General features: G+C 72.6%; 5 protein-coding genes. 1 reads left to right on the top strand and 4 read right to left on the bottom strand.

The features are described from left to right. Positions 1 to 54: 54 nt before the first annotated feature. From TPA0908_RS17410 to TPA0908_RS17395, 4 genes are all read right to left on the bottom strand, one after another. A complete protein-coding gene (locus TPA0908_RS17410) occupies positions 55 to 804 on the bottom strand; it encodes a thioesterase II family protein (protein WP_281939230.1) in 750 nt (249 codons plus the stop codon). Further along, a complete protein-coding gene (locus tag TPA0908_RS17405) occupies positions 788 to 2,038 on the bottom strand; it encodes an MFS transporter (protein ID WP_281939228.1) in 1,251 nt (416 codons plus the stop codon). The genes TPA0908_RS17410 and TPA0908_RS17405 overlap by 17 nt, the downstream gene beginning before the upstream one ends. Continuing rightward, a complete protein-coding gene (locus tag TPA0908_RS17400) occupies positions 2,035 to 21,663 on the bottom strand; it encodes a non-ribosomal peptide synthetase (protein ID WP_281939226.1) in 19,629 nt (6,542 codons plus the stop codon). The genes TPA0908_RS17405 and TPA0908_RS17400 overlap by 4 nt, the downstream gene beginning before the upstream one ends. A 139-nt stretch (positions 21,664 to 21,802) precedes the next feature. Then, entirely contained in the window at positions 21,803 to 23,137 is a 1,335-nt protein-coding gene (locus TPA0908_RS17395) for a cation:proton antiporter (RefSeq protein ID WP_281939224.1), read from the bottom strand. A 378-nt stretch (positions 23,138 to 23,515) separates the two neighbouring features. On the opposite strand from TPA0908_RS17395, the gene TPA0908_RS17390 reads away from it, so the two are divergent. After that, positions 23,516 to 24,487: a hypothetical protein gene (locus TPA0908_RS17390; protein WP_281939221.1), complete on the top strand. Its 972-nt coding sequence runs from the start codon at positions 23,516 to 23,518 to the stop codon at positions 24,485 to 24,487. The last annotated feature ends 68 nt before the right edge of the window (positions 24,488 to 24,555 follow it).

The raw sequence follows: 24,555 nt of genomic DNA, 5'->3' as shown, positions 1-24,555 counted from the left end.
CCGGATGGCGGTGTGCCCCACGGGCACACCGCCATTCGCGCGTGCACCCCGGGATCATGCCTGGGTGAGCAGCTCCACCAGCTCCTGCGGTAGGTCGTTGAGGTAGAAGTGCCCACCCGGCATGCTGCGCGCCACGAAGCCGGAAACCGTGTGCGCGCGCCAGCGCCGCATGTCCTCGACCGTGGCGGACTCGTCAAGCGAACCGGCGACGGCGACGATCGGGCAGCCGAGCGGCGGACCCTGCCGGTACTCGTAGCTGCGGATGGACCGCAGGTCGGCCCGCAGGGTCGGCAGCAACAGGTGCCAGACGTCCTCGTTCTCCAGCACCACCGTGCCGGTGCCGCCCAGGTCGCGGACGAACTCGCGGATGCCCTCGTCGTCCAGCAGCGGCTTGCGGGCCACCACGTCGGAGGGTGCCTTGCAGGCCGACACGATGAGCCGCGCCAGCGGCGCCGGAAACCGCGGGCGTAGCCGGCGGGCCACCTCGAAGGCGACCATGGCGCCCATGCTGTGACCGAACAGGGCGGTGTCGCGGCGGATGCCCGGCCCGATCGCCTCGACGATCTGGTCGGCGAGCGCGGCGATCCCGACGGGCATCTCGGCACCCAACCGGTCCTGTCGCCCGGGGTACTGCACGGCCGCCACCTCGACGTCGGGCGGGGCGGCCAGGGCCAGCGGCCGGAACGCGGCAGCCGTGCCGCCCGCGTGCGGGAAGCAGATCAGCCGTCGCGTCGCGGCCGGCCGCGGGTCGAATATCCGCAGCCATTCGCGCGTCGCGGACGTGCGGTCATCCACGGTCGTCATCCAGGCCTCCTCGAGATGTGCGCGCGCTGCGCACGGCGGGGCTGAGTACGGCGGCCACCGCGAGGGCGAGCATCACCCCGCTGATCCCCGCCACCGCGGCCGCGGTCGGCACGGCGGCCAGCAGGAAGCCGGCCCCGAGCGCGCCGAGCGAGTTGGCGCCGGAGCCGAGCAGCCCGGCCACGCTGCCGACCCGGCCCTGCAGGGCATCCGGCGTGATGCTCAGCTGGTAGGTGCCGGCCACGACGTTGAGCAGCGCACCCAGCATGGTGGTCGACGCGAAGAGCAGCGCCAGCAGCGGGATCGGCGGGCCGAGCGAGATCAGGAACATCAACACGGCCCACGCGACCAGCACCGAGACCAGCACGGTGACCAGGTCAAGCCGGCGGTTGACGGCGGACCCGGCCAACGCGCCGAACACGCCACAGATGCCGGAGACGGCGCCGATCACGCCGATCACGGCAGGCGAGCTGCCGGCGTCGCGCACCATCACGAGCAGCGCCAGCGACAGTATCTGGAACAGGATGTTCGTCACCGCCACCAAGCCCAGCGCGCTGCGCAGAAACCTCTGGCGCAGCACCCAGGAGATGCCCTCGGTCAGGTCCCGGCGCAGGTTGCGTGCGGTGCTCGCGCGCTCCTGCTGGAAGCTGCCCCGGACGAACAGCAGACTGCCCAGCGCGAGCAGGTGGCTGAGAGCCGCGAACAGGAACGGCGCCGCGCGCAGCAGCACGAACAGCGACGAGCTCAGCGGCTGCCCGATCAGCCCGGCGGCGCGGGTACGCGCCTCGTTCTGCGACATCGCGGAGCTGAGCTGCGGCGCGGGCACCACGTTGCTGACCGCGGCCCGCTCGGCGAGCCGGTAGACGATCGCCGCGGTGCCCTCGACGAAGGCGGCCGCCATGAGCAGCGGCAGCCAGAGCGCGCCGAGGGCGACCGCGACGCCGACGGCGCCGACCGCGGCCAGTGCGGCCACGTTGCACCAGATCATCGTGCGGCGGCGGTCCCACCTGTCGACCATGACCCCGGCCGGCAGCTGCACCAGCAGCATGGGCAGCAGCCCGGCGAACCCGGTCCAGCCGGCCGACACGGTCGAACGGCCCGCGAACACCAGCAGCAGCGGGAAGCCGACGGTGGCGACGGTGCCGCCCAGGCTGGTCAGCCCGGCGCCGATCCAGAGGGCCAGGAAGTCCCGGTTGCGGCGCAGCGGCACGACGGGCGTGTCGGTCAGTGCGGTCATCGCGACTGCCCGCCGTCCACGCCGGCGACGAGCCGCTTCGCCACGGCGGCGCCGGCGTCGGAGTTGGTCAGCACGACCACCCCGGAACCCCGCCTCAGCCGGCACAGCGAGATCGCGTGGTAGCCGTCGGCCGAGCCACCGTGGCCGTACCCGAATTCGGTGGCGCTCTCGTCGACGACCGTGCCCAGGCCGTACGCGCTGTCCGGATGCTGCACGGTCAGCAGCTCGCCGGCCGCCGGCCGGGACAGCAGCGCCTGCGGGCGACCCAGGTGCGCGCGGCGTATCTCCAGCGCCAGCCGGGCCAGGTCGGCCGCCGTGGTCCACAGGCCACCCGCGGCCATGTCCGGCCAGCGCAGCCAGCCGCCGTCGAGCGGCCGGCCGTCCGCGGTGTGCCCGGTGGCGACCGAACCCGCGTACCGTTCGGGGAACTCCTGGCCGAAGTCGCTGGCCGCCATCCCCACGGGGTCGAGCACCAGCTCCCGCATGAGGTCGGCGAGCGGCGTGCCGGTGACGTCGGTGAGCACCTGCTCGACCACCCAGTAGTGCGCGTTCGCCTTCTCGAAGGCGTCGCCGGGCGAGCCGTGGACTCGGAAGTCCGGCCCGCGGAGCAGGTCGGTCACGGCGGGCAGCCCGCCCTCCCGCGGGTAGCCCGGCGCCGGGGCCGGCGCGATGCCGGACCGGTGCGCGAGCAGGTGCCGCAGCGTGATCGGGGAGCCCGGCGGCAGGAAGTCGCCGCGCAGGTAGTCGCGCACCGGCCGGTCGAGGTCGAGCACGCCGCGGTCGGCCAGGCGCAGCACCCCGAACGCGGTGACGTGCTTGCTCAACGAGCCGGCCTGGAACATGGTGTCCGCGGTCACCGGCTCCGGCCGTCCGGCCGTCAGCAGGCCCTCGGCGTGCAGGTCGACCAGCTCGCCGTCGCGCAGCACCGCCACGCTCACGCCGGGAACCTCCGGTGTGGTGAGCGGGTCGTTCCAGGCGGCGGACACGGGCCCGACCTCCGCCCGGACCGGCTCCGCGGTCGCGGCGACGGCGCGCAGGCTGTCGTCGGCGTAGACCTGGACCAGCGAGAGCGCCAGTCCGTCGGCAGCCGCCGCCGAGATCAGCCGGAAGACGACAAGCGAATTGCCGCCCAGCTCGAAGAAGCGGTCGTCGCGGCCGATCGGGTCGACGCCGAGGACCTGTGACCACAGCTCGGCCATGCGCCGCTCGGCCGCCGAGCGCGGTGGCACGTACGGCCGGTGCGCGAGCGCGGTGCCGTCCGGGTCGGGCAACGCGGCCCGGTCCAGCTTCCCGTTGTGGGTGAGCGGGATGGCGGGAACCGAGACGTACGCGGACGGCACCATGTACTCCGGCAGCCGCCGAGCCAGCCACTCCCGCAGGTGCAGCCCGCTCACCGGCTCGCCGGCCGGCACCAGGTACGCGGTGAGCCGGTCGCCGCGCAGCAGCACGCGCGCCTCGCTCACCTCCGGGTGGTCGCTGAGCACCGACTCGATCTCGCCCGGCTCGACCCGGTTGCCGCGCACCTTGACCTGCTCGTCGAGGCGGCCGAGGTGCTCGAGCGTGCCGTCCGGCAGCACCGTGGCGAGATCGCCGGTGCGGTACAGCCGGGTGCCGGGGGCGCCGAACGGGTCGGGGACGAAGCGGTCCGCGGTCAGTCCGGGACGGTCGAGGTAGCCGCGGGCGATCGACTCGCCGCCCAGGAACAGTTCGCCCGGCACGCCGACCGGCAGCGGGTCCAGCCGCTCGTCGAGCACGTACGCGCTGGTCCCCAGCATCGGCCGGCCGATCGGGACCGTGTCGCCGCCCCGCCAGCCGGTCAGGACGTGCTCGGTGCTCGCCACGGTCGCCTCGGTCGGCCCGTACGAGTTGATGACCCGGCCGTCGCCGAACGCGCCGTACAGCCGCGCCGCCGCCGCACCGCGGAACGCCTCGCCGCCCAGCGACAGCCGGTCGGTGACCGCCTCGAACTGTTCGTCGGTCAGCTGGCCGGCCAGCAGGTCGAACAGGCTGGGCGTCAGGTCGACGAGGTCGAACGGCCCGTGCCGCAGCAGCCACTCACCCAGCCGCCCCAGGTCGAGGTCCTGCGGCGCGAGGTGCACCGGCAGGCCGTCGGAGAGCGTGATGAACAGCGAGGTCACCGACACGTCGAAGGAGATCGAGCAGAACAGCGCGCTGCCCGCCCGCCGGCCGCCGCCGAGGTACTGCGGCCGGGCCCAGCGCAGGTAGTTGGCGAGCGCACCGTGGCTGATCTGCACGCCCTTCGGCACACCCGTCGAGCCGGAGGTGAAGATGACGTACGCGGTCAGATCCGGGTCGTCCATCCGCGGCGGCCGCCCGGCGGGGGCGCCGTCGAACGCGGCGGCGTCGCTGTCCAGCAGGACGCCGCGGCTGGCGAGATCCGGGTCCGCCGCGATGATCCCCGCGAGCGCCGCCTCCGAGACGATCACCTCGGGGTCGGCGGTACGCAGCAGGTCCCGCAGCCGCTGCGGCGGGTTCGCCGGGTCGAGCGGCACGTACGCGCCGCCGGCCTTCCACACGCCGAGCATGGTGGCGACCAGGTCGGGGCCGCGGCGCAGCAGCACCGCCACGCGCGACTCCGCCGTGACGCCACGGCTGCGCAGGTACTGCCCGATCCGGTCGGCGCGGGCGTCCAGCTCGGCGAAGCTGAGGCGCCCGTCGTCGGTGACGACGGCCGGGGCGTGCGGCGTCCGGGCCGCGTGCTCCTCGATCTGGTGGAGCGCGGTGGTCCCGGCGGGGCCGGCCGGCGCGGTGCCCTGGGCGAGCAGCCAGTCCCGTTCGCCCACGGGCAGGTGCACGCGGTCGGCGCGGGTGCCGGCGGCCATCGCCTCGAGCACCGCCCGGTACATCGCGATCACCCGCTCGCCGTGCTCGCGGTCGAGCACCGCGTCGTCGGCCTGGAGGACCAGGCGCTCGTCGCTCGCGGTGACGGCGTACGGGAACTCGTTCCGGCTGAAGCCGCCGCCGTCCGTGGTCGGTGGGCGCCGGCCCGCGGGGGTGTCGAACTCCTCGTAGCTGAAGAAGGTGTGCAGCAGCCGCCCGCCGTCGGTGAGTTCCACCTGCATCGCCGGCATCGGGAAGTTCCGGTGCGGCCACATCTCCAGCTCGCGGTCGAAGGCGCGGCGCACCTCGTCCGCCCAGTCGGCGGCGGCCGGGTCGACCGGGAACGGCACCGTGTTGAGGTGCGAGCCGTACACCAGCTCGGCGCCCGCGGCCTCCGGGCGGCAGTGCACCACCAGGCCGGTGTGGAACCGGCGCTCGGGGCTGAGCTGCCGCAGTACGGCGAGGTGCGCCGCCAGCAGCACGCTCTTGATCGGCGCGCCGGCCCGGGAGGCGAGTTCCCGCAGCGGGCCGGCGAGGTCGCCGAACTCGAGGTCGAACCGGTGGGAGCCGGTTCCGCTGCCGCCCAGCCCGGCCGGCAACACCAGTGGCCCACGCCCGGTGACCAGGTGACGCCAGTACTCGCGGTCCTCCGGCGAGGCCAACGCGCGTACCTCGGCGGCGATGGTGTCGGCGAAGCGCACCGCCGGCCGTGGCCGCTCCGGCGGCTCCTGCCCGGCGCGGATCGCCCGGTACGTGTCGAGCAGGTCGGCACGGAGCCGGCTGAACGTCCAACCGTCCACGATCAGATGGGACTGGGTGATGAAGAGCGTCCATTCGCCGCCGGGCAGCAGGTGCACCCGGATCCGCAGCAGGGGCGCGCACTCGTGCGGCAACGGTGTGCGGCTCTCCTCGTCGAGCGCGTCACGCAGGGCCCGCTCGCATCCGTCCGCCGATTCGCCACGCAGGTCGGCAACCCGCACCGGCAGCGCCGCGGCGGCGTGCACCACCTGTAGCGGAACCGTGTAACCGGTCAGGTCGACCGAGGTGCGCAGCACGTCGTGCCGGGCGACCAGTTCGTCCACGGTGCGCTGAAGCGCGTCGGCCGAGAACGGTTCCGTCGCCGGGATGCGCGCGGTGGCGACCCGATGGTAGTTGAGCGGCCCGGCCGACGCCGTCATCTCCACCAGCATGCCGAGCTGGTTCTGCGACAGCGGGTAGGCGTCGGCCGCATCCGCCGGAAGCCTGGTCCGGTCCTCGTCACCGATCAGCGCGAACGGCTCGACGCCGGACTCGGTGGCGTGGCCGCCCGCGGTCAGCCGCTCGGCGAGGGCGGTCACCGTGCGGCCGGAGAGCACGTCCCGGGCGGTGACGGCGAGGCCGTCCTCGCGGAGGCGGCCGGCGACGGCCACGGCGCGGATGGAGTCGCCGCCGAGTTCGAAGAAGCTGTCCCGGATGCCGACCCGGTCCACGCCGAGCACATCGGCCCACACCACGCACAGCCGCTCCTGCACCACATTCTCCGGCGGCACATAGCCGGTCTGGCCGAACGCCCGACCGTCCGGCTCCGGCAACGCCCGCTTGTCGAGCTTCCCGTTCGCCGTCAACGGCAACCGATCCAGCACCACGAACGCCGCCGGCACCATGTACTCCGGCAACGACACCGCCAACGCCCGCCGCAACGACGCCACATCCAACCGCGCACCCGCCACCGGCACCACATAGGCCACCAGCCGAGCCTCCACCCCGCCGCCGCGCAGCAGCACCACCGCGTCCCGCACACCGGCACAACCCGACAACACCACCGTGATCTCACCCAACTCGATCCGATAACCACGCACCTTCACCTGGTCATCAGCCCGACCCACAAAATCCAGACTCCCGTCCGCACGCCGCCGCGCCAGATCACCCGAGCGATACAACCGCCCACCCGACCCGAACGGATCCGGCACGAACCGCTGCGCCGTCAGATCCGGCCGACCCAGATACCCACGCGCCACCCCCGGACCAGCGACACAGATCTCACCGGTGACCCCGACCGGGACGAGTTCTCCGTACGCGTCGAGCAGGTGGACACGCAGATCGCTCAGCGGCCGCCCGATCGGGTTGCCGGCGCCGGACTCCAGGTCGTCACCGGTCAGCCGGTGGTAGGTGGTGTGGACGGTGGTCTCGGTGATGCCGTACATGTTCACCAACGCCACCCGCGCCAACGGATGCACCCGCACCCACGGCCCCAACTCGGCAACCTCCAACCGCTCCCCCGCAAACACCACCACCCGCACCCCCAACGCACCCACCCGCACATCACCCTCCGCCGCCGCCGACACCAACGACCGGAACGCCGACGGCGTCTGCGACAACACCGTCACCCCCGCACCCACCAACACATCCAGAAAATCCTCCGGCGAACGCGTCACCTCCTGACCCACCACCACCACCGACGCCCCATGCGCCAACGCCCCCCACATCTCAAAAACCGACACATCAAACGCAAACGAATGAAACAACGAAAAAACATCCGACGCATCAAACGCAAAATGCTCCTGCGCCGACGACAACAAACGCACCACATTCGCGTGCGACAACACCACACCCTTCGGCCGACCCGTCGAACCCGACGTGTAAATCACATACACCACACCATCCGGCGACACCACCGAACCCACATCCCCCACCGGCAACCCATCCAACACACCCGGCTCATCCACCACCAACACCACACCCGCGAAATCAACAACCCCCACCGTCTCCCGCTCACACACCAACGCGCCCACACCAGCATCACCCACCACAAAACCCAACCGCTCCACCGGCACCGCCGGATCCAACGGCACATAACCCGCACCCGCCTTCAACACACCCAACAACACCGGCAACAAATGCACACCACGAGTCAGACACACACCCACCAACGACTCCGCACCCACACCCCGCCCACGCAACCAGTGCGCCACCCGATTAGCCCGCGCATTCAACTCCCCATACGACAACGACACCCCACCCACCACCACCGCCACCGCATCCGGCGACCGCCGCACCCGCTCCTCGAACAACTCGTGCAGGCAGCGGTCAACGGGCGTCACGTGGGACGGTGACGCCTGCCGGAGCAGCAGCTCCCGCTCGCCCGCGGGCAGGTAGGTGGCCCGGGCGTCGCCGTCGCCACCGGCGGCCATCGACTCCAGAACCGCGCGCAGCATGCCGGCCAGCCGGTCCGCGCTCGCCGAATCCAGGTGCCGCTCGCTGCTACCGAGGTGGAACCGGCCGTGCTGGCTGATCAGCGAGAGGGCGAACTCGTTGGGCGAGTTCGTCGTCCGGGTGCCGGCCGCCACCCGGCCGGTGTCCACGCCGCGAAAGTCGAGGTGGTTGAAGAAGACCTGGATCAGCGGGTCGCCGCCCCCGTCGCGGCGGATCGCGGGCATCGGGTAACGCCGGTGCTGCCACACGTCGAGTTCCCGGGCGAAGACCCGGGTGACGAAGTCGTGCCAGGTCGCCGCGGTCCGGTCGGCGGTGATCGGCAGCGTGTTGACGTACATGCCGGGAACCCGGTCGGCGCCCGGCTCCTCCGGCCGGGTGTCGACGACCATGCCCGCGTGGTAGGCCGGCTCGTCGGTCAACTGACCCATCACCTTCAGGTACGCCGACAACAACACGGTCTTGAGCGACGTGCCGGTCTCGGCGGCCAGCGCGTTCAGCCCGTCGAGCAGGTCGTCGTAGGGGATCTGCCGGAACACTCGCCGGTCCGAGTCGCCCGCCCAGCCCCGCGGCAACGTGACCCCGGCGTTGTCGCCGGTGATCCGCTCCCAGTAGGCGCGGTCCTCGTCCGAGGCCAGCGCGGCACGCTCGGCCGCGATCGCGTCGGCGAACCGGACTCCGGGCCGGTCGTAGGGCTCCGGCTCGGCGCCCCGGCGCAGCCGGTCATAGCAGTCCAGCAGCTCCATCAGCACCTGGTGGGTGCTCCAGCCCTCGGTCAGCGCGTGCGTCTGGGTCAGGGTGAGCCACCACGCCTCGTCGCTCTCCTGGTGCGCGAGCACCCGGACCAGCGGCGCGACCGCGAAATCGAACGCTTCGGCGCGCTGACGCGCCACCAGGCGCTCGCGAATCGCGGGGTGCTCGGCCGGGTCCACGTCTCGCAGGTCGTGCACCTCGACCGGCACGTCCACCGTCCGGTGCACGAGCTGCATCGGCGCGGAGAAGCCGGTCAACCGGATCGAGGTGCGCAACGTCTCGTGCCGGTCGGCCACCACCGCGACGGCCCGGCGCAGCGCGCCCTCGTCCAGCGGGTGCCCGTCGGTCACCCGGAACACGTTGACCATGTGATACGCGCCGCGGCCGTCACCGGACATCGCCTCGATGACCATGCCCAGCTGGGTGCGGCCCAGCGGGTAGGCGTCCACCACGTCCGGCGGAAGCAGATCACGGTCCGCGCGCTCGATCTGGGCGTACGCCTCGACGTACCGCCGGCCCGCGCCCGCCCCGACCGGGCGCAGCCGCTCGCAGAGCCGCTCGACGGTCCGGGCGTCCAGCACGTCGCGCACGGTCGTCTCGTATCCGGCCGCTCGCAGGTCACCGACGAGCGCGACCGCCCGCAGCGAGTCGCCGCCGAGCGCGAAGAATCCGTCGCGCAGGCCGACCCGCCCGACGCCGAGCGCCCGCGCCCACAGCCCGGCCACCTCGGCCTGGAGGCCGTCGGCGGGCGCGACGAACTCGGTCACCGCCAGCGCCTCGGCGCCGGGTTCGGGCAGCGCCCCGCGGTCGACCTTGCCGTTCGGGGACAGCGGAATCGCGTCCAGCACCACGAAGGCGGCCGGAATGAGGTAGGCGGCCAGCTCGGCCTCCAGCGCGGCGCGCAGATCGGCCGGCGTCGGCCGCTCGTCCGCCGCCGCCACGTAACCGATCAACCGGTCGTCGCGGTGCACGACGACCGCCTGCCGCACCAGGGGGTGCCGGGTCAGGGCTGCCTCGATCTCGCCCGGTTCGATGCGGTGCCCACGGACCTTCACCTGCTGGTCGGAGCGGCCGAGGTAGTCCAGCGTGCCGTCGGGCAGCCGGCGGGCGAGGTCTCCGGTGCGGTAGAGCCGGCCGCCGGCCGGGCCCCACGGGTCGGGGACGAACCGCTCGGCGGTCAGCGCCGGCTGGTTCAGGTAGCCGTCGCCCACGCCGAGGCCGCCGGCGTGGAGCTCTCCGGGCACACCGTCGATCACCGGCGCGCCCCACTCGTCGAGGACGTACAGTCGGGTGCCGCGGACCGGCCGGCCGATCGGCACCCGGGTGAGCCCGTCGGCAGTGGTCAGCGCGTGGTGGGCGACGTCGTCCGCGCACTCGGTCTGCCCGTACGAGTTCAGCAGGCCGACCTGCGGGAACCGCGCCAGCCACCGGGCCGCCAGCTCGGCCGGGAAGGCCTCTCCGGTCACCACCAGCCGCCGCAGCGCGGCGCCGGGCGGCAGGGTGACGCCGCCGTCGAGTGCCGCGCGCAACAGCGTCGGCACGACCTCCAGAACGGTGACCTCGCCGTCAGCGACCAGGGCGAAGAGGGCGTGCGGGTCGCGCGCGACGGCCTCCGGGACGACCCGGACGCAACAGCCGGTGGCGGTGCCGGCCAGCATCTGCCAGATCGACACCACGAACGTGGGCGGCGCGTTCTGCGCGAGCGTGTCGGCCGCCGTCATGCCGAGGTCGGCCACCTTGGCGAGCAGGTGGTTGCCGGCGCCGCGGCGGGTGATCGACACGCCCTTCGGCCGCCCCGTCGAGCCCGACGTGTAGAGCAGGAAGGCCGGGTCCGACGGCTCGGGTTCCGGTGCCGGTTCGCCCTCGGGCGCCGCCGTGGCCCCGTCACCGGTGACAAGTACCGGCAGGTCGGTGTCGAGCGCGGACTCGCGGTCCGCGACGACGACCCGGGCCCGGGCGTCGGCGAGCTGGAACGCGAGCCGCGTGACCGGGGTCTCGGGATCGAGGGGAAGGCAGACGCCACCCGCCCGCAGGACGGCGAGGACCGCGGTGACCCGCTCCACGACGGCCGGCAGGCAGACCGCCGCCACGACACCGGGTCCGACACCGGCGGCGCGCAGCCGGCCGGCCAACCGGTCGACGTCCGCGCCGAGCTGTCCCCAGCTGACGGTCCCGACGTCGCCGGCGAGCGCGGGCGCGTCCGGGGTCTCGGCCGCCCACGTCGCCAGTCCGCGCACCGGGTCGAAGGTGAACGGCTCCCGTTCGGCCGCGTCCGGTCCGGGGCCGGCGTGCGACAGCACCGACGCCCGCGCGTCGCCGTCGGCGTCCTGCGCCATCCGTTCCAGCACGGTGCGGTACATCTTCGCCAGCAGGGCGCCGTTCTCCCTGCTCATCACCCCGGTACGGGTGGTCAGGTTGATCCGGTCGGGCCGACAGTGCACGGTCAGGTCGAACTCGGTGTGCGACTGGCTGAGCGTCGCGCCGATGTCGCCGTCGGCGTCCTGCCGGCGCGGGCCGACCCCGGCCAGGTCCACGTAGTTGAACGCGGTCAGCACCTGCCGCCCGGCCGAGGAGTCCCGCTGGATCGCGGGCATCGGATACCGCCGGTGCGGCCACAACGCGGTCTCCTGGGCGAAGACGCCGCGAATCAGATCCCGCCAGCGGGCGGCGGTCCGGTCCACGGCGAACGGCACCGTGTTGAGGTGCATGCCGTAGACCCGGCTCGCGCCCGCGAGTTCGGGGCGCGCGTCGGTCACCAGGCCGACATGGCCGCGCCGGGTCTCGGTGAGCCGGCCCATCACCGCCACGTGCGCGGCCAGCAGGACGCTCTTGACCGGGACGCGCAGCCCGGCGGCCAGTTCCCGCAGCCGTGGCTCCAGGTCGTCGAGCGGCACCAGGTGCTGGTAAGGCACATCGTCCGGCCCGGCCCAGACCGCGGGAACGCCGATCCCCTCTCGATCATCAACCACCGATCTCCAGTACGCGGCGTCCTCGTCCCCGGCCAGGGACCGCAGCTCGGCGGCGATGAAATCGGCGTAGCGCACCGGCGGCGCCTCGTACGGTGGCGGTGTGTCCCCGGCGGCCAGCGCCCGGTAGGCCGCGTGCAGCTCGGCCTGGACCATCGCCAGGCCCCAGCCCTCGCTCAGCGCGTGCGGCAGGCCGAGGCCCAGCCACCAGCGGGTGTCCTCGAGGCGGGCGACGACCACCCGCAGCAGGGGCGTGCGTGCCACGTCGTACGGCGCGTCCTGGTCGGCGGCGAGCCGCTTCCGGAACTCCTCGTCGCGCCGGTCGGCCGGCACGTCGCGCAGGTCGTGCACGGTCACCGGCACGTCGGCCGGGACGTGCACGACCTGCGTCGGCACCGAGTACCCGGTCAGGTGCAGCGAGGTGCGCAGCGCGTCGTGCCGTCCGGTCACCTCGACCAGCGCGGCCCGCAGTGCCGCCTCGTCGAACTCGGAGCCGATCACCTCGTACGCCACGACACTGCGGTACGCCGTGGGATCTTCCAGCATCTCGACGACCATTCCGGCCTGCACCTGCGAGAGCGGGTACGCGTCCACCGCCGTCGGCGGCAGCTTCGTCCGGTCGTCGTCGCCGATCAGGGCGAACGGCGCGACCGGCTCGTCGTCACCGGGGTGCCGGTCGCGGCCGGCCAGCCGATCGGCGAGTTCGGCGACGGTCGGGTGGCGGAACAGGTCGCGGACCGAGACGTCCAGCCCCTCCTCGCGCAGCACACCGACCGCGGCCAGCGCCCGCATCGAGTCACCGCCCACGTCGAAGAACATGTCGTTGACGCCGATCGGGGTGCGGCCCAGTACCTCCTGCCAGATGGCCGCGATGCGGCTCTGCAGCGGGGACCGCGGTGGCTCGTACTCCGATTCGCCCTCCTCGCCGTCGTCGGCCGACGACGGCTGCGGCACCAGCGCGCCGTCGGCGCGGACCGCCGCCCGGTCCCCGGTGGCGAACAGGCGCGACCCGGCCGGCCCGAAGGCGTCCGGGCGGAAGCGGTCCGCCGTGAGCGCGGGACGCCCGGTGAAGCCGCGCGGCACGATGCCGCCCAGGTGGAGGTCGCCCGGCACACCGTCGGGCACCGGGCGGCCCTGCGCGTCCAGCACCCGCAGCTCGCGGCCGGGCAGCGGGTCGCCGATCGGGAACCGCGCATCGTCGAGGTCGGCCGGCTCGAGCTGCCGCCAGCAGGCCCGCCGGTAGCGGCTGACCACCGCCGGGCCGTCGCCGTCCGCCGCCACCAGCGGGCGCAGGTCGTCCGGGTGGCCCGCGTCGCCGGTGAGCAGCACCAGGCGTACGGCGAGATCCTCGTCCCGGGCGATCGGCGCGGCCAGGTCGCGCAGGTCGTCCGCCCGACTCGACAGCACCGAGACCTCGTGCCGGCGCAGCCGGTCCAGCAGTCGCGCCGGGGTCTCGTCCGGCGGCAGCACGACCAGCCGGCCGCCGTACAGCAGCGCACCCCAGATCGGCAGCGGGTCGTCCGCCCAGCCGGCGTCGAGGGTCCAGGCGTCGAACTCGTCGAACTCGGCCGCCTGGTGCGCGGCGGTCACCTCGCTGAGCACGTCGGCGTGGCTGACCACGGCGTACGGCTCGGCCGGGCCGACCAGCATCGCCGTCTCCGGATCGACAGTCACCTCGGGCGCGGCGGCGTCGCCGGGACCGTCCGGTGCGACCGTGACCGGGTGCAGCGACGAGTCGCCGGTGACGATCGCGGTGAGCCCGAGTTCCCGGGCGGGTGCGAGGTCACCGCCCGGCGCGAGCGGCAGATAGGCGCCGCCGGTCTTGAGCACGCCGAGCACCGCGCAGATCGCGTCGGCGCCGGGCGGCAGGCAGATACCGGTCACCGTCTCCGGGCCCGCGCCGGCCGTGCGCAGCCGGTGGGCCAGGCGGTTCGCCCGCTCGTCCAGCTCGCGGTAGGTCAGCTCGGTGCCGCCGTCGATGACGGCGACGGCGGAGGGGGTCCGCGCCGCCCGGTCGGCGAACACCTCGTGCGGGGTCTGGCGCCGGCGTCCGCGGCCCGGGCGCCGGACCTTGCGCAGCGCCGTGCGCGGCTTCGGCTCGGGCCCGAACGTCGCGCGGGCGTCGCCGCCCGGATCAGCGGCCATGGCGGCGAGGACGTCGCGGAACATGCCGACGATCTGCCGCGCGCGCTCGTGGCTGAGCACGTGGCTGTTGCTGCGCAGGCTCAGGCGTCCGCCGAGGGTGACGATGCCGACCGCGAACTCGTTCGGCGCGTCGCTGAACGCCTGGCTGTCGTCGGCCGCCTCGGTGTCCATCCGGTGGAAGTCGAGGTAGCAGAAGAACACGTCGACCAGGCGGCCGGTGCCGGCCGGGCGCTCGATGGCGGGCATCGGGAAGTGCCGGTGGTCCCAGATCTCGATCTCGGTGTCCGAGACCTGGCGTACCAGGTCGCGCCAGGTGCGCGCGTCCGGGCGTACGGGAAATGGCAGGGTGTTGAGGAAGTTGCCGTAGACCCGGTCGCCGCCCGGCTCGGCCAGCCGGGTGTGCGTGACCAGTCCGGTGTGGAAGGCGGGCGCGGTGGTCAGCTGGCTCATCACCTTCGCGTGCGCCGCGACCAGCACGCTCTTCACCGACGTCCGCGCGGACGCGGCCAGGCGCCGCAGGCCCTCCTCCAGGTCGGCGTAGGACATGCCGGCCCGGACGACCTCGGCAGGCGCGTCACGGTCGCCGCTCCACCCGGCCGGCATGGTCAGCTTCACGTGGTCGCGGACCATGTCGCGCCAGTACGCGCGGGTCCGCTCGGACTCCAGCGCCCGGCGCTCGGCCGCCACCGTGTCGGCGAACCGCACCGACGGCGCGTCCCACCGGTCCGGTGCGGTCCCGTCGCGCAGCCGCCGGTAGCACTCCAGCACGTCCATCAGGAACAGCTGGTTGCTCCAGCCGTCCAGCAGCGCGTGGTTCTGGGTGAAGCCGCACAGCCACTCGGTGTCCGAGGTGACGTGGGCGTGCACCCGGAGCAGGGGCTCGTCGGAGGACAGGTCGAACAGGTCGGCCCGCTCGGCGGCCACGAACGCCGACATGTCGGCGAACTGTTCCCGGCTGTCGAGGTGCCGCAGGTCGCGCCACGCGCACGGCGCGGCGGCCACCCGGTGCACGAGCTGCATCGGCTCCGAGTAGCCGGTCAGCCGGACCGAGGTCCGCAGCACGTCGTGCCGCCGGACCACCTCGCGCACCGCCCGCTCGAACGCGTCCGGGTCGAAGCCCCGGTCGTCGCGCACCTCGTACACGTTGACGTTGTGGTAGCTGCGCCGGTCGTCGTTCCCGGCGAGCAGCTCGATCAGCATGCCCGACTGGTTCATCGACAGCGGGTACGCGTCGGCCAGCCCGTCCGGCAGCCGCTCCCGGTCGACGGCCGGCACCAGCTCGAACGGCGCCACCGCCGCGCGGTCGCCCGCGTCCAGCGCGTCCCGGCCGGTGAGCAACCGCGAGACCGCGTCGACCGTGCGGTGCTGAAGGATCTCGCGGACCGACACGTCCCAGCCCTCGGCCCGCAGCGCGCCGATCAGGGCCACCGCCCGGATGGAGTCGCCGCCGAGGTCGAAGAAGTCGTCGCGGACGCCGGCCTCCCGGCCGAGCACCTCGGACCAGACCGCGACCAGACGTTCCTGCAACGGGGTGGCGGTCTCGAAACCACCCGACCCGGGCGCGGTCTCCTCCGGGGCCGGCAGGGCGTGCCGGTCCAGCTTGCCGTTTGCGTTCAGCGGCAGCCGTTCCAGCTGCACGAACGCCGACGGCACCAGGTAGTCCGGGAGCGCGCGAGTGAGCCGCTCGCGGATCGACGCGCGGTTCATCTCGCCGTCCGCCACCAGGTAGGCGACGAGCTGCCGCTCGCCGTCCGGCCCGGTCTCGCGGGCCACGACCCGGCAGTCGGTGATCTCGTCGAGGCCGCCGAGCGTCGCCTCGATCTCCCCCAGTTCGACCCGGTAGCCACGAATCTTGAGCTGGCCGTCGCGGCGCCCGCGGAAGTCGACGGCGCCGTCCGGCAGCAGCCGCACGAGGTCGCCGGTGCGGTAGAGGCGCGCGCCGGGCGGACCGTACGGGTCGGGCAGGAACCGGTCGGCGGTCAGGTCCGGGCGGCCCAGGTAGCCTCGGGCGACGCCGGTGCCGCCGACGTACAGCTCGCCCGTGACGCCGGTCGGCAACGGACGCAGGTCCCGGTCGAGGACCCGCATGACCATGCCCGGCAGGGGTGATCCGATCGGGACGACGTCGGGGACCGGCCCGTCGACCGGGTGGACGCAGGTGCCGACGGACGCCTCGGTCGGGCCGTACTCGTTGATCAGTTCGACAGCGGGCGCCTTCGCCTGCCAGGCGCGCACCACATGCCGGGTCAGCGCCTCGCCGGCGACGACCAGCACCGGAGCCAGGCGTGCCGCCTGGTCCGCGGCGAGCTGGGTGGTCAGCACCTCCAGGTGGCCCGGGGTCAGCTTGATGAAGCTGTACGGGCCGTGCCGGTCGAGGTGGGCGCCGAGTTCGCCGAGGTCCACCTCGTTCGGCACCATCGTCACCGGCTGCCCGGTGACCAGCGGTCCCCACAGATTCGGCACGACGAGGTCGAACGCGACCGAGGAGAAGAGCGGCGCGCCGCCGGTTCCCCGGGAGGCCAGGGTCCGCGCCGCCCAGGAGACGTGGTTGGCGAGCCCGCGGTGCGACACGGCGACGCCCTTGGGGCGGCCGGTCGAGCCGGAGGTGTAGATGACGTACGCCAGCTGGTCGGCAGCCGGCCTGGTCCGTCCGGTGACCGCGGGCCGGTCGGCGGGCAGGTCCTCGGCCAACAGCCGCCGGTCCGCGGGGACGTCGGCGACGCCGGGCAGGAGGTCCCGCTCGGTGATCACGACAGCGGCGTGGGCGTCCGCCACCATCCCGGCGACGCGCTCGGCCGGGAAGGCGGCATCGAGCGGCAGGTAGGCGGCGCCCGCCTTCCAGGCGCCGAGCAGGGCGGCGGCGAGTTCCGGGCCGCGGTCGAGCAGCACGGCGACGACCGACTCCGGGCCGGCGCCGCGGGCGGTGATCGCGGCCGCGTACCGCTCGGCGCGGTCGTCCAGCTCCGCGTACGTGAGCGTGTGGCCGCCGGTCACCACGGCGGCGGCGTCCGGCGTACGGGCGGCCTGCTGCTCGAAGAGCTCCAGCACCGGCTGGTAGTCGCCGGGCAGCGGTGCGCCGACGGCCCAGTCCTGCTGGTCACGCAGTTCGTCAGGGGTGGCGAGCGCGATGGTGGCGTCGCCCTCCGGGTCGGCGGCCATCGCGGCCAGCACGGTCCGGAACAGGCCGGCGATCCGGTCGGTGTTCGCCGGGGTGAGCGAGCGGACGTCCGAGGTCAGGAAGATGTGCCCGGCCCGCGAGGAGACGGTCAACGGGAACTCGGTGGGGCTGTCGTCCAGCCCCTGGGTGGCGTCGACCAGCTCGGTGTCGATCTGACGGAAGTCCTGGTAGTTGAAGAAGACCTCGATCAGCCCCTGCCGGCCGGGGTTGTCGCGCTGGACCGCGGGCAGCGGGTAACGCCGGTGCGACCAGGACTCGACCTCGCGGCGGAAGGTGCGCGTCACCAGGTCGCGCCAGGTGCCCCGGATCGGGTCGAACGGGAACGGCAGCGTGTTGAGGTACATGCCGAAGACCCGGTCGGCGCCGAGCACCTCGGGGCGGGTGTCGTAGACCAGCCCGGCGTGCACCGCGGGCTCCTCGCTGAGCCGGCTGAGCACCTTGCCGAACGCGGACACCATGACGGCCTTCATGGACGCGCCGGCCTGGGCCGCGAGCCGCCGCAGCCCCGGCTCCAGGTCGGTCCACGGGATCCGGGTGTGGTAAGCGGTCCGCTCGGCCACGCTCCGGTCGCCCCAGTCGCGCGGAAGGGTGAACTTCTCGTACCGGCCCACCACGTCACGCCAGTACGCCCGGGTCTCCGGCGAGTCGAGCGCGGTGAGCTCGCCGGCGATGGCGTCGGCGAAGCGCACCGCCGGCATCGGCTCGGCGTCGGGCTCCTGCCCCGCGGCGATCCGCTGGTACGCCCGCACCAGCTCCATCAGCATGGTGTGGTAGCTCCAGCCCTCCATGACCGGGTGGCATTCGGTGATCGAGATCCACCACGAGTCGGGCTCGGTGACGTGCACGAAGAAGCGCATCAGGGTCGGCCGGGTCAGGTCGAACGGCCGGGCACGCTCGCTGGTCGCGAATTCCTGCAGCACGTGCTGGGTCCCGGCCGCGTCGAGCGTGCCGTGGTCGGTCCAGCCGATCGGCACCTCGGCCGTCCGGTGGACCAGCTGCATCGGCACCGAGTACCCGGTGAGGTGGACCGAGGTGCGCAGCATGTCGTGCCGGGCGACCAGCCAGGCGGCTGCGCGCTCGAAGGCGGCGAAGTCGAACGGCCGCTCATCCATGATCCGGAACGCGCTGGAGTTGTGGTAGTTGTTCTGCTGGTCGTCGGCCAGCATCTCGATGACCATGCCGGTCTGGATCTGCGACAGCGGGTAGGCGTCGACCACCCCGTCCGGGACCAGCGCCCGGTCGTCGTCGCTGATCAGCGCGAACGGCTCGACCAGGGCGTGGTCGTCGGCGACCAAAGCGGACCGCTCGCCCAGCAGGTCTGCGAGTTCGGCGACGGTACGCCTGTCGAACACGTCCCGCACGCTCAGGTCGAAGCCCTCGGCCCGCAGCGCGCCGACCAGGGAGACGGCGCGGATGGAGTCGCCGCCGAGTTCGAAGAAGCTGTCCCGGATGCCGACCCGGTCCACGCCGAGCACATCGGCCCACACCACGCACAGCCGCTCCTGCACCACATTCTCCGGCGGCACATAGCCGGTCTGGCCGAACGCCCGACCGTCCGGCTCCGGCAACGCCCGCTTGTCGAGCTTCCCGTTCGCCGTCAACGGCAACCGATCCAGCACCACGAACGCCGCCGGCACCATGTACTCCGGCAACGACACCGCCAACGCCCGCCGCAACGACGCCACATCCAACCGCGCACCCGCCACCGGCACCACATAGGCCACCAGCCGAGCCTCCACCCCGCTGCCACGCAGCAACACCACCGCGTCCCGCACACCGGCACAACCCGACAACACCACCGTGATCTCACCCAACTCGATCCGATAACCACGCACCTTCACCTGGTCATCAGCCCGACCCACAAAATCCAGACTCCCGTCCGCACGCCGCCGCGCCAGATCACCCGAGCGATACAACCGCCCACCCGACCCGAACGGATCCGGCACGAACCGCTGCGCCGTCAGATCCGGCCGACCCAGATACCCACGCGCCACCCCCGGACCAGCCACACAGATCTCACCGGTGACCCCCACCGGGACCGGGCGGCCCAGCGTGTCCAGCAGATAGATCCTGAGGTCACCGAGCGGGTAGCCGATCGGGTTGTGCGGGCCGGGAGTCAGGTCCGCGTCGACCAGCCGGTGGTAGGTGGTGTGGACCGTGGTCTCGGTGATGCCGTACATGTTCACCAACGCCACCCGCGCCAACGGATGCACCCGCACCCACGGCCCCAACTCCGCAACCTCCAACCGCTCCCCCGCAAACACCACCACCCGCACCCCCAACGCACCCACCCGCACATCACCCTCCGCCGCCGCCGACACCAACGACCGGAACGCCGACGGCGTCTGCGACAACACCGTCACCCCCGCACCCACCAACACATCCAGAAAATCCTCCGGCGAACGCGTCACCTCCTGACCCACCACCACCACCGACGCCCCATGCGCCAACGCCCCCCACATCTCAAAAACCGACACATCAAAAGCAAACGAATGAAACAACGAAAAAACATCCGACGCATCAAACGCAAAATGCTCCTGCGCCGACGACAACAAACGCACCACATTCGCGTGCGACAACACCACACCCTTCGGCCGACCCGTCGAACCCGACGTGTAAATCACATACACCACACCATCCGGCGACACCACCGAACCCACATCCCCCACCGGCAACCCATCCAACACACCCGGCTCATCCACCACCAACACCACACCCGCGAAATCAACAACCCCCACCGTCTCCCGCTCACACACCAACGCGCCCACACCAGCATCACCCACCACAAAACCCAACCGCTCCACCGGCACCGCCGGATCCAACGGCACATAACCCGCACCCGCCTTCAACACACCCAACAACACCGGCAACAAATGCACACCACGAGTCAGACACACACCCACCAACGACTCCGCACCCACACCCCGCCCACGCAACCAGTGCGCCACCCGATTAGCCCGCGCATTCAACTCCCCATACGACAACGACACCCCACCCACCACCACCGCCACCGCATCCGGCGACCGCCGCACCCGCTCCTCGAACAACTCGTGCAGGCAGCGGTCGACGGGAGCCGCCGACTGGGGTTCACCGATCACCACAGCTCGTTCCGCGGCGTCGAGCAGTTCCAGGCTCGCCAGCGGCGCGTCCACGTCGGCCACCGCGGCGGCGAGCAGGTTGCGCAGGTGGGTGGCCATGCGCTCGACGGTGGACTCGTCGAACAGGGCGGTCGCGTAGACGAGATGGCCGCCGAGACTGCCGTCGCCGGCGTCGCCGACCTGCAACTCCAGGTCGCACTTGGCGATGCCGCCGGTGAGCGGGTACGGCCACATCCGCGCACCCGGCAGCGCCACGGCGTCGCGGCGCGGCTCGTGCATGGTGAGGGCGACCTGGTAGAGAGGGCTGCGCGACATGTCCCGCTCCGGCTGCAACTCGTCGACCAGCCGCGCGAACGACACGTTCTGGTGGTCGTAGGCGTCAGCCAGCACCTCGCGGGCCGCCGCGACGAGTTCGGCGAAGCTCTGCCGCTCGTGCCAACGGGTACGCATCACCAGGTTGTTGATGCCGTACCCGATCAGTCCCTGCAGCTCCGGCCGGCTGCGCCCGGACACGACGGTGCCGACAGGCACGTCGTTCAGGCCGGTGTACCGGGAGACCAGCAACTGGAACGCGGCGAGGAAGACCACGAACGGAGTGGTGCCGAGCCGCTCGGCCAGCTGCCGCACCTGGCCGGCGAGCGCGGCGGGGAGCGCGAACTCGACCGCGGCGCCGTCATGCTCGCGCACGGCTGGACGCTGCCGGTCCGCGGGCAGGTCGATCGTCGGCAGCTCGGCGAGCTGCTCGCGCCAGTAGTCCAGGTGCCGGGCGGTCTCCCGCTCGGCGGCGGCGGCGTGCTGGGCGGCGGCGAAGTCGGCGTACTGCACGGGCAGGTCGGGCAGGTCGGGGACGGCGTTCTCGACGAACGCGCGGTAGAGCTGGGCGAACTCACGCACGAAGACCTGCGCCGACCAGGCGTCGAACGCCACGTGGTGGAAGATCACCGCGAGGACGTGGTCGTCGGGTTCGAGGGCCACCAGCCGGGCCCGGATCGGCCAGTCCCGCTCCAGGTCGAACGGCCGGGCCGCCTCGTGGGCGAGCACCTGGGCGCAGCGCGCCGCCCGCTCGTCGGTTGACCCGGTGAGCACGTCGGTCGCCACGTGGATCGGGGCCGGCGCGTCGATCACCTGCTCCGGCTCGTCGCCGGTGAGCACGTAGCGGGTACGCAGGATCTCGTGCCGGGCGATCAACGCGGACAGCGCCCGCTCGATCGCGTCCCGATCGGCCACGCCGCGGATCCGGAACGCGAGCGGGACCAGGAACTCGCGGCTGTCCGGGTCGAGCCGGTTGAGGAACCACATCTGCTGCTGACCCGACGACAGGCGCAGCGGCCGGTCCCGGTCGGCGCGCGGCAGCCCGGATCGTCTGCCCGTCCGGCCTCCGCCCAGCCGGCGCAGGAGCAGCTCGCTGCGCAGGTCGGACACGGACGGGACCTGATCGATATTTTCGGTGGTCATCCGAGACCGCTCCCTTGCTCGCGACGGTTCCGCTCGTGGCGCGGACGTAGTGGTGGTGCGGGACAGCACGGCACCAGGGCAGCCTCTCGGCGGGCGCGATAGTTCATCTATACGGCGACTATCCGCGCATCCGCGCAGCTCACGGGCGGGTGGCCGCCGGCGGTGCCGCGGCCGGCTCGTCGTACGCGCGCAGCCGCATCTCCTCGTCCGCGGTGATCTGCAGCCGGGACATGCCGAACCGCAGCAGTGGCGGACTCATCAGCGAGGTCACGATCGCGATGAGGACGATCGTGGTGTACATCGTGGTCGTCAGGACGCCCAGCTGCACACCGACCATGGCGATGACCACCTCCATCACGCCGCGTGCGTTCATGCCCGCGCCGAGAGCGACCGCCTCCCAGCGGTTGAGGCCACTGAGCCAGGCGCCGAGGAACGCGCCGCTGAACTTGCCCACGATGGCGATCACCAGCAGCAGCGTCGCGATGCCGAGCACGAGCGGCTTGGCCAGCAACGTGAGATCCATGCGCAGCCCGGCGGTGGCGAAGAACAGCGGCGCCAGCACCGCGGTCACCAGCAGGCGCAGCGGGGCGAGGCGCCGCACCACCTCCGGACCGGCGCTGCCGATCAACATGCCCCCGATCAACGCGCCGAAGATGGCCTCCAGATGCAGCGCCTGAGTGGCGGTCGCGCACAGCACGATCAGGATGGTCGCGCTGACCAGGACGGGGCCCTGGCCCTCCGACCGACTCGCGACCCGCATCACGCGGCCGACCAGCGGACGCCCGACGAACACGGCGACCAGTACCACGGCGGCCAGGTACGCGATCGGCAGCACCAGGTCGCCGGCGCGCAGTCCCGTTGTCGCGACGGCCGTCACCACGGACAGGCCGAGCCACCCCAGCAGGTCGTCGACCGTGCCTGCCATCAGGATGAGCTGCCCGACGTTGCGGTGGATCATCCGCAGGTCCATCAGGGTCTTCGCGATCACCGGAATGGCGCTGACCGCCATGGCGATTCCCAGGAACAGCGCGAACGCCGGCCGTTGACCGTGCTCCGACAGCAGCGACCGCGGAAGCAGCACCCCCACCGTGACGCCGAGGGCCAGCGGGATCAGCAGCCCCGGCAGACTCACCCGCAGCGCGGTCTGATGGCGCCGGCGGATCATCCGCAGATCCAGGCTCGCGCCGGTGAACGCCACCAGCAGCACCAACCCGACCTGCCCGACGGCGTCGAGCAGGTGAAACTGTTCGGCGGTGGGCGGAAACAGCCATCGGAACGCCGCCGGTGCGACGCCCCCCAGCAACGACGGTCCAAGCAGGACGCCGGCCAACAACTCGCCGACAATGGCGGGGAAGGAGAGCCGCGCGGCCAGCTTGCCGAGCAGAGCCGCGGCCAGCAGCAGCACGCCGATCTGCAGGAGCAGGAAGAGCAGTGGGGTGCCACCGAGCGGGCTGATTGGGTCTGCGACGTACATGGGATCCCCTGCCTGAAGGCGACCGAGAGGGCTCGTTCACCATGAGCAGGATCCCTATACTCCGTCAGTATCCCCAGCTTGGCGCCGCGCACCGATCATCGGTGGCAAGCTCGCCCCGCCGGCGCCACGGGCTGGCCGCCGGGGGCTGCGCGGGATCTCGACGCGGCCTGTCGAGGACGACATGCGGCGGCTGCCCGGGAGCGGGCAGGCGCGATCCCCTCGGTCCGGGCGAGGATCACCCCGTCGTCGGGCGGCGCCGGCAATGGCCGATCCGGTATGGTATTTCCCTCAGTGGCCGGGCGAAGTGTGGAGGGTTTCCTGTGGACGTCGGGGTTTCCTGTGGACGTCCGGGCCGGCCGACCGGCAGAGGATGAGGACGTGACCCAGCCAGCGTCCACGTCCACAAGTGGCCCGCGCCGGCCCGACAGGCGGCCCGGCGCCCGGTCCGATCCGCCGCGGACCCGGATCGGTCGCCTCTGGGCGCGTCACCTGGTCCGGGACGAGGGCGGCGCGGACCGGTTCACGCTGTTTCTCGTCGCCGCGGTGGTCACGATCCTGGTGACCAGGGCGTTCCTGGGCATGACCGGCTACCCCCAGGTGGGCAGCGGCGGGCTGCACGTGGCGCACGTGCTGTGGGGCGGCCTCGCAATGCTCGCCGCCCAGCTGATGACCACGCTGTTCCTCGGCAGCGCGGTGAAGAACGCCGCCGCCCTCGTGGCCGGTGTCGGGTTCGGGTTGTTCATCGACGAGGTCGGCAAGTTCCTCACCGCCGACAACAACTACTTCTACGAGCCCGTCGCCGCCATCATCTACGCCGTCTTCGTCGCGACGTACGTCGCGGTGCGACTCGCCGTCAACCGGCGGCCCCTGAGCGAGCGGGAACGGCTGGTCAACGCGGCGCAGCGGACGGCCGACGGCTACGCCGGCTCGGCGACGGGCGGTGAGTGGCTGACCCGGGTCCGCGAGCGGTGGCGGGCGGCGCTGGCCGGCTTCTGCCGCCGCCCGTTCGTCCGCCGCTGGACCGCCCCGGCGATCGCGCTGATCACCCTCTTCTCGCTGGGTCGCCCACTCGTGCTGCTGTCTCGGCAGCCCAACCTGCCCAACGCCATCTACGCGGCGTTCGCCTCCACCGCGTTCGTGCTCGGGGTCCTCGGGTTGTGGCGCTCGACCCGTGGCCGGCCGGCGGCCGGGCTGTTCGAGGTGGCCCTGATGGTGGAGCTGCTCGTGGTGCAGGTCTTCTGGCTCCTGGACAACGAGTTCGCCGGCATCCTGCCGGTCGCCTGCACCGTGGCGCTGCTCGTCGTGAACCGGCAACACGCCGCCGCCGCGAGGCCTGACGGGGCACCATGATGAACCAGTCGGGTGTGGCAGCCCGATCCGGAGATCGACGCCTGCACGCGCGACGTCGCGGTGGGGGC

It is taken from the genome of Micromonospora sp. AKA38 (assembly GCF_027925725.1).
Classification (GTDB): domain Bacteria; phylum Actinomycetota; class Actinomycetes; order Mycobacteriales; family Micromonosporaceae; genus Micromonospora.
Note: the sequence above shows the minus strand (reverse complement) of the source record. Positions and strands in the feature narration are given on the sequence as shown.

Coding starts and splice junctions, on each gene's coding strand:
- TPA0908_RS17410 (WP_281939230.1), bottom strand. CDS start 804: ATGACGACCGTGGATGACCGCACGTCCGCGACGCGCGAATGGCTGCGG.
- TPA0908_RS17405 (WP_281939228.1), bottom strand. CDS start 2,038: ATGACCGCACTGACCGACACGCCCGTCGTGCCGCTGCGCCGCAACCGG.
- TPA0908_RS17400 (WP_281939226.1), bottom strand. CDS start 21,663: ATGACCACCGAAAATATCGATCAGGTCCCGTCCGTGTCCGACCTGCGC.
- TPA0908_RS17395 (WP_281939224.1), bottom strand. CDS start 23,137: ATGTACGTCGCAGACCCAATCAGCCCGCTCGGTGGCACCCCACTGCTC.